Origin of the sequence: Thermoflexus hugenholtzii (assembly GCF_018771565.1) — a bacterium.
Classification (GTDB): domain Bacteria; phylum Chloroflexota; class Anaerolineae; order Thermoflexales; family Thermoflexaceae; genus Thermoflexus; species Thermoflexus hugenholtzii_A.
In genome coordinates this window covers 1,600,466-1,613,327 of sequence record NZ_CP076326.1, presented here as the reverse complement: position 1 = coordinate 1,613,327, position 12,862 = coordinate 1,600,466, and the positions used below count along the sequence as shown (strand labels likewise).

The 12,862-nt window shown below is 67.2% G+C and carries 17 protein-coding genes; 7 read left to right on the top strand and 10 right to left on the bottom strand.

Going from position 1 to position 12,862, the window contains the following annotated elements; all coding sequences use genetic code 11:
• Positions 1-27 precede the first annotated feature (27 nt).
• The 7 genes from add to KNN16_RS07390 all read left to right on the top strand — a co-directional run bounded on the left by add (position 28) and on the right by KNN16_RS07390 (position 6,446).
• Positions 28-1,182, top strand: a complete 1,155-nt coding sequence (add, locus tag KNN16_RS07420; protein WP_303900507.1) for an adenosine deaminase — start codon at positions 28-30, stop codon at positions 1,180-1,182.
• Positions 1,183-1,462: 280 nt separating this feature from the next.
• Positions 1,463-1,954 (top strand): HNH endonuclease, encoded by a 492-nt coding sequence (locus tag KNN16_RS07415; protein ID WP_303900504.1) that lies wholly within the window; start codon positions 1,463-1,465, stop codon positions 1,952-1,954.
• A gap of 25 nt (positions 1,955-1,979) precedes the next feature.
• Positions 1,980-2,207, top strand: a complete 228-nt coding sequence (locus KNN16_RS07410; RefSeq protein WP_303900501.1) for a DUF2905 domain-containing protein — start codon at positions 1,980-1,982, stop codon at positions 2,205-2,207.
• Between the two features lie 46 nt (positions 2,208-2,253).
• Positions 2,254-3,669: an aspartate ammonia-lyase gene (locus KNN16_RS07405; protein ID WP_303900498.1), complete on the top strand. Its 1,416-nt coding sequence runs from the start codon at positions 2,254-2,256 to the stop codon at positions 3,667-3,669.
• A 144-nt stretch (positions 3,670-3,813) separates the two neighbouring features.
• Positions 3,814-4,641, top strand: a complete 828-nt coding sequence (locus KNN16_RS07400) for a class I SAM-dependent methyltransferase (protein WP_303900495.1) — start codon at positions 3,814-3,816, stop codon at positions 4,639-4,641.
• A gap of 12 nt (positions 4,642-4,653) precedes the next feature.
• Positions 4,654-5,952, top strand: coding sequence for a glycosyltransferase (locus KNN16_RS07395; protein WP_303900492.1), 1,299 nt, complete (start codon positions 4,654-4,656; stop codon positions 5,950-5,952).
• Positions 5,953-6,020: 68 nt separating this feature from the next.
• Positions 6,021-6,446 (top strand): hypothetical protein, encoded by a 426-nt coding sequence (locus KNN16_RS07390; protein WP_299286777.1) that lies wholly within the window; start codon positions 6,021-6,023, stop codon positions 6,444-6,446.
• Between the two features lie 53 nt (positions 6,447-6,499).
• On the opposite strand, the gene KNN16_RS07385 is transcribed toward KNN16_RS07390, so the two are convergent.
• From KNN16_RS07385 to KNN16_RS07340, 10 genes are all read right to left on the bottom strand, one after another.
• Positions 6,500-7,213 (bottom strand): succinate dehydrogenase iron-sulfur subunit, encoded by a 714-nt coding sequence (locus KNN16_RS07385; RefSeq protein WP_299286775.1) that lies wholly within the window; start codon positions 7,211-7,213, stop codon positions 6,500-6,502.
• Positions 7,210-7,674 carry a nucleotidyltransferase domain-containing protein gene (locus KNN16_RS07380; protein ID WP_299286772.1) on the bottom strand — a complete coding sequence of 155 codons (465 nt, stop codon included), beginning with the start codon at positions 7,672-7,674 and terminating at the stop codon, positions 7,210-7,212. The genes KNN16_RS07385 and KNN16_RS07380 overlap by 4 nt, the downstream gene beginning before the upstream one ends.
• Positions 7,613-8,020 carry a HEPN domain-containing protein gene (locus KNN16_RS07375; RefSeq protein ID WP_303900486.1) on the bottom strand — a complete coding sequence of 136 codons (408 nt, stop codon included), beginning with the start codon at positions 8,018-8,020 and terminating at the stop codon, positions 7,613-7,615. The genes KNN16_RS07380 and KNN16_RS07375 overlap by 62 nt, the downstream gene beginning before the upstream one ends.
• Positions 8,020-9,795: a succinate dehydrogenase flavoprotein subunit gene (sdhA, locus tag KNN16_RS07370; RefSeq protein WP_303900484.1), complete on the bottom strand. Its 1,776-nt coding sequence runs from the start codon at positions 9,793-9,795 to the stop codon at positions 8,020-8,022. The genes KNN16_RS07375 and sdhA overlap by 1 nt, the downstream gene beginning before the upstream one ends.
• Positions 9,796-9,871: 76 nt before the next feature.
• On the bottom strand, positions 9,872-10,225 hold the full coding sequence (locus KNN16_RS07365) for a retroviral-like aspartic protease family protein (protein ID WP_303900481.1): 354 nt from the start codon (positions 10,223-10,225) through the stop codon (positions 9,872-9,874).
• Between the two features lie 9 nt (positions 10,226-10,234).
• On the bottom strand, positions 10,235-10,660 hold the full coding sequence (locus KNN16_RS07360) for a hypothetical protein (protein WP_303900478.1): 426 nt from the start codon (positions 10,658-10,660) through the stop codon (positions 10,235-10,237).
• 3 nt (positions 10,661-10,663) lie between these two features.
• Positions 10,664-11,149: a succinate dehydrogenase gene (locus KNN16_RS07355; protein WP_088572502.1), complete on the bottom strand. Its 486-nt coding sequence runs from the start codon at positions 11,147-11,149 to the stop codon at positions 10,664-10,666.
• Between the two features lie 221 nt (positions 11,150-11,370).
• Positions 11,371-11,946 carry a DUF4126 domain-containing protein gene (locus KNN16_RS07350; protein ID WP_303900474.1) on the bottom strand — a complete coding sequence of 192 codons (576 nt, stop codon included), beginning with the start codon at positions 11,944-11,946 and terminating at the stop codon, positions 11,371-11,373.
• A gap of 18 nt (positions 11,947-11,964) precedes the next feature.
• Positions 11,965-12,549, bottom strand: coding sequence for a glycerol-3-phosphate acyltransferase (locus tag KNN16_RS07345; RefSeq protein WP_299286750.1), 585 nt, complete (start codon positions 12,547-12,549; stop codon positions 11,965-11,967).
• A 58-nt stretch (positions 12,550-12,607) separates the two neighbouring features.
• Positions 12,608-12,805, bottom strand: a complete 198-nt coding sequence (locus KNN16_RS07340; protein WP_303900470.1) for a MoaD/ThiS family protein — start codon at positions 12,803-12,805, stop codon at positions 12,608-12,610.
• Positions 12,806-12,862: the final 57 nt, after the last annotated feature.

The following is a 12,862-nucleotide window of genomic DNA, read 5'->3' as shown; positions in this document are numbered from 1 at the left end:
GGCAGGGACCGATCGAGGCGAGGGGCAATGATCCGCCGGGATGTGGAGAACGTGGAGCTGCGATCCCCGGAGCGGGACCGGATGCGCCTGCGGCATGGGCCGGCGGCCCGGGCCTGGCGGGCCTGGTTGCAGCGCCTCCCCAAGGTGGACCTGCACCGGCATCTGGAAGGCTCCCTCCGCCTGAGCACGCTGCTGGAGATCGCCCGGCGCCACAAACTCCCTCTGGGGCTGGATCCGACCCCGGCGACCCTGGAGCCGTTGTTGCGGGTCACGGCGAGCGAGCCCGCCGATTTCCAGCGCTTCCTCGCCCGGTTTCAGATCCTCCGTCGCTTCTACACCAGCGAGGAGGCCATCCGGCGCATGGCGTACGAGGCGGTGGCCGACGCGGCCGCCGATGGCGTGCGCTATCTGGAGCTGCGCTTCAATCCCGCGGCCCTGGCCCAGGCCCAGGGGTTCCGGTTGGAGGAGGTGACCGAGTGGGTGCTGGAGGGAGTGCGCCGGGCCGAGGGCGATTTCGATATCATGGTGCGCCTCATCATGACCATCGTGCGGGGGGAGGATCCCGAGATGGCCTGGCGGATCGCCCGCCTGGCGGTGGCCCATCGCCGGGATGGAGTGGTGGGCCTGGATCTGGCCGGAGACGAGGCCCGCTACGGGCCGGAATCGCTTCTGCCGGTCTTCCGGTGGGCCCGGGAGCAGGGGCTCTTCCTCACCGTCCACGCCGGGGAGGTAGGCCCTCCGGCGAACATCCGCCAGGCGATCCTGGTCCTGGGCGCCCATCGCATCGGCCACGGGATCCAGGCGGTGCATGATGTGCAGGTGCTCCAGCTGCTGCACGAGCGAGGCATCCCCCTCGAGGTCTGCCCAACCAGCAACCTGCACACCGGGGCGGTGGCCGGGTTCCACCGACACCCCCTCCCGGATCTCTACCGCCTGGGCCTGAAGGTCACCCTGAACACGGACGATCCCAGCATCAGCGACACCACCCTGACGGATGAGTATCTGTTCGCTATGGCCGGGATGGGGTTGCAGTGGCCCGACCTGCTCCGGATCCTGGAGAACGGGATCGAGGCGGCCTTCCTGAGCCCGGAGGAACGTCGGCTCCTGGCCCGGCGCCTTCACCACGAGCTCCGGGCCCTGGGCGGCGCCCCCGGCGAAGGGCCCGAGGCTTCCCTCCCCTGAGGCCACAAGGGTCACACCCGTGTCCCCGGATTCCTCGCCCCGCCGGCGGGTGTGTCCCAAAATCGTAGGACAACTGCTCGCAGTTGTCCTACAAAGCGGCCAGGCCCGACAAAATTGGGACACACCCCCGCCGGCTGGCGGATCCGGCTTCCTGTGTTTATAATGGAGGGCGAGAGCGCGTTCGAGATCTCCCGATCCGCCCGGAGAAGCCAGCGGCAGGAAGGTTGAAGCCATGGAGGCCTCAAGGAGGTTCTCATCCCTATCGCCGCTTCGAGAGCCGGTGTTGGTGCTGAACGCCAACTTCGAGCCGTTAAACGTTTGCTCCCTCCGCCGGGCGATCGCCCTGGTGCTCAGCGGGAAGGCGGAGATCCTGGAGAACGGCCGGGGCGAGGTGCGCACGCCCTCCCGGGTTTTCCCCCGCCCCTCGGTGATCCGTCTGCGCTATGTGGTGCGCCGGCCGCCTCGCCGGCTCCGTCTGACCAAGCGGGAGATCCTCCGGCGGGATCAGTATACCTGCCAGTATTGCGGGCGGTCCTCCCCGTATCTCACGGTGGATCACGTGATCCCGCGGCATCGGGGCGGGGGGCACACCTGGGAGAACCTGGTGGCGGCCTGCCCGGCATGCAACCGTCGCAAGGGAAACCGCACGCCGGCGGAGGCTCACATGACCCTGCTCCGTCCGCCCTTCGAGCCGGTCCCCACGATCCGCTATCTCTTCGGGGCCTACCTGCGGGAGTATGCGGAATGGCGGAAATACCTCGAGGGCTGGTAAGCTCGGCGTTCGGAGGGGGATGCGGATGCCGTTCCAGGAGTTCGGACGCTGGTTCATCCTGATCGGCCTTTTCTTCCTGGCTTTCGGCTTCCTGTTCCTTCTCATCGGTCGGGTCCCCGGCCTGGGCCGGCTGCCGGGGGACATCCTGATCCAGAGGGGGAATTTCGTGTTCTTCTTCCCGCTGGCCACCTCGATCCTGTTGAGCTTGCTGCTCACGCTGGTGCTGAACCTGGTTTTCCGACTCTGGCGGTGAGGGGCGCATGGGCGGCGATGGCGACACCCATCCGCAGGAGGTCGCCATGGAGGCGTTCCGGATTGAGCGGGATTCGCTGGGCGAGGTGCGAGTCCCCGCCCATGCCCTGTGGGGGGCGCAGACCCAGCGGGCCATCGAGAACTTCCCCATCAGCGGGATCCGGTTCCACCGGGATTTCATCCGCGCCCTGGGGCTGATCAAATACTGCGCCGCGCGGGTCAACCGGGATCTGGGCCTGCTGGATGAGCGCCGGGCGAACGCGATCATGCAGGCGGCCCGGGAGGTCATCGAGGGGAAGCTGGATGATCACTTCCCGCTGGACATCTTCCAGACCGGCTCAGGGACCTCGACCAACATGAACGCCAACGAGGTCATCGCCAACCGGGCGATCCAGATCCTGGGCGGGGCCATCGGCTCGAAGGAGGTGCATCCCAACGACCATGTGAACCTGGGCCAGTCCTCCAACGACGTCATCCCGGCCGCCATCCACATCTCGGCCTACCTGGCCGTCCATGAGCGGCTGCTCCCGGCCCTGCGGCATCTCCACGAGGTGCTGGCGGATAAGGCCCGGGAGTTCGACGACATCGTCAAGACCGGCCGCACGCACCTGATGGACGCCATGCCGGTCCGCCTGGGGCAGGAGTTCTCGGGCTACGCCAGCCAGATCGAACATGGCATCCGGCGCATTGAGGCGGCCCTGCCGCACATGGCGGAGCTGGCTCTGGGCGGGACGGCGGTGGGGACCGGCATCAACACCCATCCGGAGTTCGGTCAGCGCATCGCGGCGGCGTTGCGCGAGGAGACCGGCCTGCCGTTCCGCGAGGCGGAGAACCACTTCGAGGCCCAGGCGGCCCAGGACGCGGCGGTGGAGCTCAGCGGGCAGCTGAAGACGGTGGCGGTCTCGCTCTATAAGATCGCCAACGACCTGCGCTGGATGAACTCGGGCCCTCAGGCGGGCCTGGCGGAGATCCGCCTCCCCGCCCTGCAGCCGGGCTCTTCGATCATGCCCGGGAAGATCAACCCGGTGATCCCCGAGGCGGTGATGATGGTCTGCATGCAGGTGATGGGCAACGATGTGGTCATCAACATGGCCGGGGCCTCAGGGAACTTCGAGCTCAACGTGGCCCTTCCGGTGATCGCCCACAACCTGCTGCAATCCATCCACATCCTGGCGAGCGCCGCCACCGTCCTGGCCGATAAATGCATCTGCGGCATCGTGCCCAACCGGGAGCACATGGAGACCCTGGTGCACAAGAACGCCATCCTGGCCACCGCCCTCACGCCCTACATCGGCTACGACCGGGCGGCGGAGGTGGTCAAGAAGGCGATGGCGGAGAACCGCACCATCCGGGAGGTGGTCCTGGAGATGGGCCTGATGCCGCCCGAGAAGCTCGATGAGGTCCTGGACGTGCGGAAGATGACCGAAGGCGGCTTCGTGGCCGGGATGTCCGGCGGAGGATGAAGGGCCTGCGTCGGCATGGGCGCCGATGGATCCGGGCGGGTGGGGCGTCTCCGCTCCACCCGCCTTTGATCGCCCGGAGGCGCCGGCACAGGAAGAAGGCGGAGGAGATCCGCCACGTCTGAATCTCAGCGGAGGGAGCGATCGATGGGGGAGCGCGGCCTGCGTGTGATCCGGGAGTTCCAGAGCTACTACGATGATCTCAACGGGGTGCGTCGGGCGATCGTCCAGCGGATCCCCATCGCCCCTGGGGAGCGCTGGCTGGACGTCGGGACCGGGGATGGATGGTTCGCGCTGGAGATCGAGAAGGCCGGATCCCCGGGGATGGTGGTGGGGATCGATCTGGCCCGCTGCGAGGTGGAGCTGGCCCGACAGCACGCCCGGGATCTCTCATCCCGCTCCAGCGCCTTCGTTCAAATGGACGCCTACCGGCTGGCCTTTCCCAGCGAGACGTTCGATGGGGTGGGGACGTTCCTGGCGCTCCAGGACATCTGCCTGGATCTCCCGAGCCTGCACCGTTTCTTCGGGGAGATCCGTCGGGTCCTGAAGCCGGGAGGATGGCTGGCCCTGGCCACCACCACCCCGGAGGACGCGGAGACGCCCTCCCAGCGGCTCGCCCTCGAGATCTATCAATACATCCGGGCCGGGTTCTTCACCAAAGCGGAGATCCGGGCTGCCCTGGAGCGGATGGGGTTTCAGGTGGAGCAGGTGGAGTTCTACCCCACCGGGGTGAACCTGGATCCGGATGAGGCGAAGGCCTTCATCCAGTTCGAGTGCGACTGGCTGGAGCGCGCCTACGGATGGCGGAACAAGCCGGACTGGCGGGCCGTCTGGGCCCGCTTTGAGCCCCGCATCCGGGAGCTGGGGGGGCTGGAGGTGGACGCCAAGGTGACGTTCTTCCTGGCCCGCAAGGCTCGCTCCCCGGAGCCGCTCCGGGCGGCTCCGGTTTCCGCTTCCGCCGAAGTCCACGCATAGGGAGGCGATGGGATGGCGGTGCGCCGCGTGGCCATGCTCAGTGTGCACACCTGTCCCCTGGCGACCCTGGGCGGCAAGGACACCGGGGGTATGAACGTTTACGTGCGGGAGCTGACCCGGGAGCTGGCCCGCCGGGGCATCGCGGTGGATGTGTTCACCCGCTCCCAGAACCCGCATCTCCCCCATATCGTCCATGATCTGGGCCCCGGCGGACGGGTGATCCACGTCCCGGCCGGGCCGGAGGCCCCTCTGGAGAAGGCCCGCATCCTTCCGCACCTGCCGGAGTTCGTCGAGTGGGTTCGGCGCTTCGCGGAGCGGGAGGGCCTCACGTACGATGTGATCCACAGCCATTACTGGCTCTCCGGCCTGGCGGCCCTGTCTTTGCGGGCAGCCTGGCGCGCGCCGGTGATCCACATGTTCCACACGCTGGGTCGGATGAAGAACCGGGTCGCCCGGCGGCCGGAGGAGCAGGAGCCTCCCCAGCGTCTGGAGGCGGAGCGGCGGATCGTTCAGGAGGTCGATCGGCTGGTGGCCGCCACTCCCGTGGAGAAGGCCCAGCTGGTCTGGCTGTATGGCGCCACGCCCTCCCACATCTCCGTGATCCCGCCGGGGGTGGATCTCGAGCGGTTCCGCCCGCTTCCCAAAGAGGAAGCGCGGCGGGTGCTGGGGTTCCCTCCGGACCGACGCTACGTCCTCTTCGTGGGGCGGATCGAGCCGTTGAAGGGGCTGGAGACGCTGATGCGGGCGGTGGCGATCCTGGCCCAGGAGTGCCCGACCTGGACGCGGGATTTCGCGGTGGTGATCATCGGCGGCGATCCCGACGCCCCTGCGGATGCGGAGATGCACCGCCTGCAGCAGCTGCGGGAGGATCTGGGGGTCTCGGATCTGGTGACCTTCCTGGGGGCGAAGGCCCAGGAGACCCTGCCGTATTATTACAACGCGGCGGATGTGGTGGTGATGCCCTCGGACTACGAGTCCTTCGGCCTGGTGGCCCTGGAGGCCATGGCCTGCGGCACGCCGGTCATCGCCTCGGAGGTCGGCGGGCTGGTCTATCTGGTCCGCCACGGGGAGACCGGCCTGCGGGTCCCCCGGCGCCAGCCCATCGCCCTGGCCCGGGCTCTGGACCGCCTGTTGCGGGATGAGGGGTTGCGGCGGCGGATGGGGGAGAGCGGCCGCCGCTGGGCCCAGGAGTTCGCCTGGCCCCTCATCGCCGATCGCATTCTGGGGCTTTACCAGGAGGTCCTGAAGGCCCATCGGGCTCGATCCCAGCGCCTGATCTGTTACCGGCGCGGGCCGGCCTGGGCGGGATGAACGGTGCGGCGGTAAGGGACGCAGCGCCGCCGCATCCCCACTTCATCTTCAATCGGAGGGAAGGAAGGATGACTGCGGGTGTGCCCCCTGAGGTCCACTGGTTCTACGCGGAGAAGCGCCCCAGCGCGGGCGCGGTGGCGGAGCAGCTCCGCCAGAGCCTCTGGTTCGCGCGCCTGCAGGAGGCATGGGTCTCGCCGGTGGATCCGCTTCAAAAGGATCCGCCCTTCCGGTATCGGGGTTACTGGCGCGGGCATGCCTTCGAGATCGAGTTCGAGCCCCGCCGTTATGTGATCCTGCGCATGGACCAGGATCTGCCCAAAGTTGTGGAAGCGCTCCAGCGTTCCCTGGGGGCAGGGCCCCGCTTTGCGTATCTGGACGGGGAGGGGCGGGTGACCTACGAATGGCGCTGGGGGGATGCGGAGGCCCGCTGGCAGGAGCTCCAGGGGATCCCCCGCTACCAGCGGTTGCGCCGTCTGGATCGCCGGACATCATAGGCATTGTAGGGGGCGCAGCGTCGCTGCGCCCCCGCTGCGCTCCTGCGATGGGATCAATCCAGCCGCCCGGTTAAGATCGCCTGCTTGACCTCCTCGATGGCCCGCGTGATCTGGATGCCCCGCGGGCAGGCCTCCACGCAGTTGAAGATGGTGCGGCAGCGCCAGACCCCGAACCACTCGTTGAGGATGCGCAGCCGCTCCGCCGCCGCCTGGTCCCGGCTGTCGAAGATGAAACGGTGGGCCTGGACGATGGCCGCCGGCCCGATGTATTCCCGGTTGGCCCAGAAGGACGGACAGGACGTGGTGCACGCCGCGCACAGGATGCACTTGGTGGTGTCATCGTAGCGCTCGCGCTCCTCCGGCGTCTGCAGGCGCTCCCGCTCCGGCGGCGGATCGTTGTTGACGAGATACGGCATGATCATCCGGTATTTGGCGAAGAAGGGCTCCATGTCGACGACCAGGTCCTTGATCACCGGGAGGCCGGGCAGAGGCTGGACGGTGATCACCCCGCGCCCTTCGGCGAGGGCTTCCCGCACCAGGACCTTGCAGGCCAGGCGGTTGCGGCCGTTGATGCGCATGGCGTCGGAGCCGCAGATGCCGTGGGCGCAGGAACGTCGGAGGGTCAGGGTGCCATCGATATACCACTTAACGTAGTGGAGGGCGTCCAGCACCCGATCCACCGGCTCCGCTTCGACCTCGTATTCCCCCCACCACGGTTTGCGGTCCTTCTCCGGGTTGAACCGCTGGATGCGCAGCCGGACCTTCATGGCGTCTCCTCCGATGCGGTCTGAGTTTGAGCGGAGGGGGACCAGGCCCATCCTCCCGGGGTGCGCCGGAACCTCATCGCGCGGGCGGTTTCCTGCGCCACCTCGATGAGGGCCCGGCCCCGTCCCTCCCGTTCCTCCAGCAGGCATCCCTCCAGCACGATCTCCAGATAAAACGGCTCGCCCTCCCGGACCTGCCGCCACACCTTCTCCCAGGTCTCCACCAGGATGTGGAAGTTCCCACGGGCCCGTCGATCCACTTCCCCATAGGGCACCGGCCGGGAGAACAGGACCAGCAGGTCCACATCGCTGGTATCCAGATAGTCGCCCCGCGCCAGCGAACCGAACAGGAAAACCGCCTCCGGCTCCAGTTCCCTCAGGCGGTCCAGAAAGGTGCGGATGTCATGGGCCTGGGGGCTGTTCTCCCAGGTTTTGCTGCACGAACCCCATGATCCGCCCGGCATGTTCCACATACCGCTGGGCGATTTTCCGATCATCGTATTGAGCCGGATAGCCCTCAGCGAAGTGGTTCGGATAACGCGAGCCCATATCATGCAAGTCCAGCTCCCGGGCTGCCTCGAACAGCTCTTCAGGGATCGGCGGCTTTTGTGAGGGCTCCTCGAGCATGGCGACCAGGCGGTGTCCTCGATACTCCCGATGATGGAAACGAAGCAGCGCCTTCAAACCCTTCTCGGCCGCCTGATGGGCCTGGAAGGCTGCCCACTCGTAGAAACCTCCCTCCAGCATCGAGCGGGCAGCCTGCAGATCCCGCAACCCCTGGGCCAGCCAGTCCTGGTGACGGGAGGGCATCAATACTTCCGCTCCTTCGGCGGCCACTTGGTGATGATCACCGGCTTGTAGGCGAAGGTCACCCGGCCATCCTGGCGCCAGATCAGGGTGTGCTTCAGCCAGTTCTCGTCGTCCCGCTTCGGGTAGTCCTCCCGGTAGTGGGCGCCCCGGCTTTCGGTGCGGTTCAGGGCGCTGAAGGCGGTGGCCTCCGCCACATCCAGCAGGAAGCCCAGCTCGATGGCCTCCAGGAGGTCGGTGTTGAAGCGCTCGCCCTTATCGTCGATACGGATGTGGCGGTAGCGTTCCTGCAGCTCCCGGATCTTCTCGATGGCGGTCTCCAGGCCGCTGGCCTCCCGGAACACGCTCACATAGGTCTGCATGGTCTCCTGGAGCTCGTTCCGGATGATGGGCACGCGCTCCTCGCCCGTCCCGTTGCGGATGCGCTCCACCATCTCCACCGTGAAGGCCTCCGGCTCCGGCGGGAGCGGGGCGAAGTCCGCCTGCTTGCAGTATTCCGCCATGTGGCGGCCCGCCCGCCGGCCGAAGACCACCAGGTCGACCAGGGAGTTCGTCCCCAGGCGGTTGGCCCCGTGCACGGAGACGCAGGCGACCTCCCCGGCGGCGTAGAGGCCCGGGACCGGGGTGTTGCGCTCATCGCGGATCACCCGGCCGTCCACGTCGGTGGGGATGCCGCCCATGGCGTAGTGGGCGGTAGGCTGGATGGGGACCGGCTCCCGCATGGGGTCGATGCCCAGGTAGACGCGGACGAACTCGATGATGTCCGGGAGCTTCTGCTCCAGGTATTCCGGCGTGACCTCCCGGCCGCCCGGCGCGCTCTTGAAGCGGTTGATGGTCTCCGGCCGCATGTCCAGATAGACGTAATCCTTTCCGCCGATGCCGCGGCCCTCCCGGATCTCCATATAGATGGCCCGGGAGATCACGTCGCGGCTGGCCAGGTCCTTCAGGGTGGGGGCGTAGCGCTCCATGAAGCGCTCGCCTTTATCGTTGATCAGCACCGCCCCCTCGCCCCGGGCGGCCTCGCTCAGCAGGATCCCCAGCTTGTAGATGCCGGTCGGGTGGAACTGGAAGAACTCCATGTCCTCCAGGGGGAGCCCGCGGCGCCACACGATGGCCATCCCGTCGCCGGTGAGGGAGTGGGCGTTGGAGGTCACCTTGAAGATCCGCCCGGCGCCCCCCGTGGCGAAGAGCACCGCCTTGCTGTGGAAGACGTGGATGTCCCCGGTGGCGATCTCGATGGCCACCACCCCGCGAACCACCCCGTCCTCCAGGATCAGGTCGGTGACGAAGAACTCGTCGAAGAAGTTGACGTTGTGCTTGATACACTGCTGATAGAGGGTCTGGAGGATCATGTGGCCGGTGCGGTCAGCGGAGTGGCAGGCCCGCATGACCGGTGCCTCGCCGAAGTTGCGCGTGTGCCCGCCGAACCGGCGCTGGGCGATCTTGCCGTCGGGCGTCCGGTCGAAGGGCAGGCCCATGTGCTCCAGCTCGATGATGGCCTCGATGGACTCATAGGCCAGGATCTCCGCCGCGTCCTGGTCCACCAGCCAGTCCCCGCCCTTCACCGTGTCGTAGGCATACCACTCCGGCCGGTCCTCCTCCATGTTCCCCAGGGGCGCGGCGATGCCCCCCTGGGCCGTCCCGGTGTGGGAACGGGTGGGGTAGAGCTTGCTGAGGACCGCGGTCTTAACCTGCTTGGAGGCGTAGAGGGCGGCCATCAGGCCGGCCCCTCCCGCGCCCACCACCACCGCGTCGAATTGATGCCGATGGACCTTCATCGGAGAACTCCTTTCTGGCCTGACATCGCAAGTTCGGGCGAGCGAGGACCCTGGACCTCGCTTCGCCGCATTTCTCTCACACCAGCAGCGTTCGCATGGGCTGGAGGGTGCGGGTGAACGGATTGAGCACCAGCCCCAGGGTCTTCAGGGTCACCACCCCCAGCACGACCTCGTCCCCGGGCTCCCCGAGGATGACCGGGGTATGCCCTTCCCCTTGGGGCAGGGCGATGTGGCATTCGGAGATCTGACGCTCGATGGTTGTGCCGTCCGCCAGGACGAACGTGGCCGAGCGTTTCGGCTTCAGCTCGATGGCCTGCCAGACTTCATGGGGAAGCAAGGTATAGGTGGCCCCGCTGTCCACGAGAAAGCGAACAGAGGCCTGTTTCCCTGTTGGACCGGTTACGATCCCCTCAATGTAGGTCAATCCCATCCGCGCCTCCTAAGAGATCGGCGGGCATCCCTGAGGCAGGGCGGTGACCCGCACCCCGCCGATGAGGGCGATGGCTCCCACCAGGATCACCAGCGATCCTCCGATGAACGCGATCCACTTCAGAGCCCGGTTCCAACCCTGGTGATGCACGTAGTCATCGATCACATGGCGCAGGCCATTCAGGCCGTGGATGTAGGCCAGGAAGAGAAGGAGCGCATCATAGACGCGCCACCAGAAAAGAACATTCCATCGATAATACACAAAGCAGGCGTTGATATCGTGGACGTTGTTGATGATGTGCATGATCGCCAGGTGGCCGAAGGCCAGCGGGATCAGCAACACGCCGGAGATCCGCATGAAAGCCCACAGCCAAACCTCCAGGCGGGGGCGGATCGCCGGGACGGTCCGCGGGACGGCTTTCGGGATGGCCGCCATGGCTTACCTCCCCAGGATGCCTTTTTGCAGGATGACGTTGCCCATGATGAAGAAAGTGGGGATGTAGAGGACGAGGAAGGCGATGAGGGTCCACAGGATCAGCCGGGCCTGGGTCTCCGCGGCCCACAGGCGGGGCCGGAAGTCGCTGATCGCGATGCGCAGGCCGTTCAGGCCATGCCAGAGGACGCAGCCCACCAGGATCAGCTCGCCCAGGCCGAAGATCGGATGCCGATACAGGGCAAGGGCGTGCTCATACCAGGTGGGGGCGAAATAGACGAGGGAGGTGTCCAGGACGTGGATCGTGAGGAAGAGGAGGGTTCCCAGCCCGGCCACCCGGTTGGCCACCCAGGCCCACTGGTGGATCCGGCCCCGATACTGCGGGATCTCCCGAACCACCGCGCTCAGCCCAGATGCCGGCGCCCACGCCCATTCCAGGGTCCGCCATCGGTTCCGCGTTCCCTTCGGAAGGACCGTCTCTGAGCCCGCCATGGCCGGCTCCTTTGGGAAAGTTTTCACTTGAATTATAGCACCGGGGGGAAGGAGGGGGAACTCTCCGGTGGATTCGGGATCCGCTGACGGAGCGCGGAAGGGAGGCTTCGTGGATTCGCGAATCGCTCCCCTCGCGAAGCCCCATCGCTGGCTTAAACAGGCCGTTCTCCACCTGCAGCTTGTCGCCGCCCTGCTGGAACCGCTTGCGCCATTCCGGCAGCCTATCGCCGGCGTCTCAGGTTGCAAAAGCCGTGAATGCGCCGGAGCGCCACGGCCGCGATCAGGATCGCCCCGGCGAGGATCAGCCACGCTGCCAGGAGGGCGATCAGGCTGAGGGCCAGCGCCGCCAGATCCTCCAGGAGGCTGAGGAGCGGCGTGGTCAGCGGAGCCAGGGGCGGGGCGCCCACCTGCACGGCCCGCCGGAGGGTGGCCTTCAGCCCATGGATCCCCCCGGCGATCAGCAGGCCGCAGGCCAGCGCCAGGGCCGGGTGCAGCTCGCGGATCGCTCCGGTCTGCGCTCCAAAGAGGATCGCCCCCGCGGCCGGACGGATCGCCGTCTGCAGGAGATCGTTGGCGGCGTCCACGGCCGGGATCTTATCGGCCAGGAACTCGATGAGGGCCAGAGCGAGAAGCAGGCCGATGATCGCCGGATGGGTCAGCGTGTCATAGGGCGGCGCGAGCCGGACCCAGTCGGTGAAGCGGGCCAGCAGGGCCACGACGAGCAACGGAACATAAGCGTTCAGGCCGGCGGCCGCCGCCAGCCCGAAGGCCGAAAGGACCATATAGGCGGCATCCATTCCGCGAGCTCCGCTTTCTCAGCGATGGAGGTGGAGGATCCGTCGGAGGCCCCCGGAGCGCCGGAGCGTGTCGAGCCCCTTCTTGATGCCCACCGTGGGGAGCAGAAGGACCGGATAGAGCGCGTATCGGAGCTCGCGTCCCTGCACGAGCGGCAGAAGCGGCAGCCAGATCATCCCGGCGAGCAGGCTTTCATCCCAGCGGTGGGTCAGGCGATAGGCCAGCAGGAACACCGCGATGGCGAAGAGGGTCTCCCCCGGCAGCAGGGCCAGCATCACCCCCAAAGTGGTGGCCATCCCCTGTCCCCCGCGGAACCGCAGGAAGGGCGAGGTGTCGTGCCCCAGCACCGCGGCCGCGCCCGCCAGGAAGGCATAGGGTTCCGCGAAGCCCATGGCCTGGGCCCAGCGCACCGCCGCGTAGCCTTTGAGCATATCCAGGATGGCCACCAGGATCCCCCAGCGCCACCCCAGGTGGAGCCACACGTTGCGCGCACCGGGGTTCCCATCCCCCACCGTCCGGATGTCCAGCCCGGCCACCCCCCGGGCCACCAGATACGCCGTTGGGATCGATCCGAGCAGGTAAGCTGTCAATAAGACCGCTAGCATGGGAGCCTCCCCACGATCCGGGGATGGACGGGGAGCCGTGATGGAGGGACGGTGATCCTCAGTTCCCGCCCCCGGAGATCACGGCGACCAGCCGGACCTCATCTCCGTCCTGCAGAACGGTGTTCTCGTGCAGCAGCTTCCCCTCCCGGACGGCCAGCGTGATCTCGGGGTTGAGGCCTACCTGCTTCATGGCCTCCCGGACGGTCAGGCCGGCCGGCACCTCGAACACCTGGTTGCGATAGATCAGGCGAACCATCCCACCTCCCCTGGGATACCAAAAGATAAAGGCCCGCATCGCTTCGCGGGATCGTTG

Bases quoted from the DNA above. Each gene is read 5' to 3' on its own strand.
- add (WP_303900507.1), top strand. From the start codon at position 28: ATGATCCGCCGGGATGTGGAGAACGTGGAGCTGCGATCCCCGGAGCGG.
- KNN16_RS07410 (WP_303900501.1), top strand. From the start codon at position 1,980: ATGCCGTTCCAGGAGTTCGGACGCTGGTTCATCCTGATCGGCCTTTTC.
- KNN16_RS07405 (WP_303900498.1), top strand. From the start codon at position 2,254: ATGGAGGCGTTCCGGATTGAGCGGGATTCGCTGGGCGAGGTGCGAGTC.
- KNN16_RS07400 (WP_303900495.1), top strand. From the start codon at position 3,814: ATGGGGGAGCGCGGCCTGCGTGTGATCCGGGAGTTCCAGAGCTACTAC.
- KNN16_RS07395 (WP_303900492.1), top strand. From the start codon at position 4,654: ATGGCGGTGCGCCGCGTGGCCATGCTCAGTGTGCACACCTGTCCCCTG.
- KNN16_RS07390 (WP_299286777.1), top strand. From the start codon at position 6,021: ATGACTGCGGGTGTGCCCCCTGAGGTCCACTGGTTCTACGCGGAGAAG.
- KNN16_RS07385 (WP_299286775.1), bottom strand. From the start codon at position 7,213: ATGAAGGTCCGGCTGCGCATCCAGCGGTTCAACCCGGAGAAGGACCGC.
- KNN16_RS07380 (WP_299286772.1), bottom strand. From the start codon at position 7,674: ATGCCGGGCGGATCATGGGGTTCGTGCAGCAAAACCTGGGAGAACAGC.
- KNN16_RS07375 (WP_303900486.1), bottom strand. From the start codon at position 8,020: ATGCCCTCCCGTCACCAGGACTGGCTGGCCCAGGGGTTGCGGGATCTG.
- sdhA (WP_303900484.1), bottom strand. From the start codon at position 9,795: ATGAAGGTCCATCGGCATCAATTCGACGCGGTGGTGGTGGGCGCGGGA.
- KNN16_RS07365 (WP_303900481.1), bottom strand. From the start codon at position 10,225: ATGGGATTGACCTACATTGAGGGGATCGTAACCGGTCCAACAGGGAAA.
- KNN16_RS07360 (WP_303900478.1), bottom strand. From the start codon at position 10,660: ATGGCGGCCATCCCGAAAGCCGTCCCGCGGACCGTCCCGGCGATCCGC.
- KNN16_RS07355 (WP_088572502.1), bottom strand. From the start codon at position 11,149: ATGGCGGGCTCAGAGACGGTCCTTCCGAAGGGAACGCGGAACCGATGG.
- KNN16_RS07350 (WP_303900474.1), bottom strand. From the start codon at position 11,946: ATGGATGCCGCCTATATGGTCCTTTCGGCCTTCGGGCTGGCGGCGGCC.
- KNN16_RS07345 (WP_299286750.1), bottom strand. From the start codon at position 12,549: ATGCTAGCGGTCTTATTGACAGCTTACCTGCTCGGATCGATCCCAACG.
- KNN16_RS07340 (WP_303900470.1), bottom strand. From the start codon at position 12,805: ATGGTTCGCCTGATCTATCGCAACCAGGTGTTCGAGGTGCCGGCCGGC.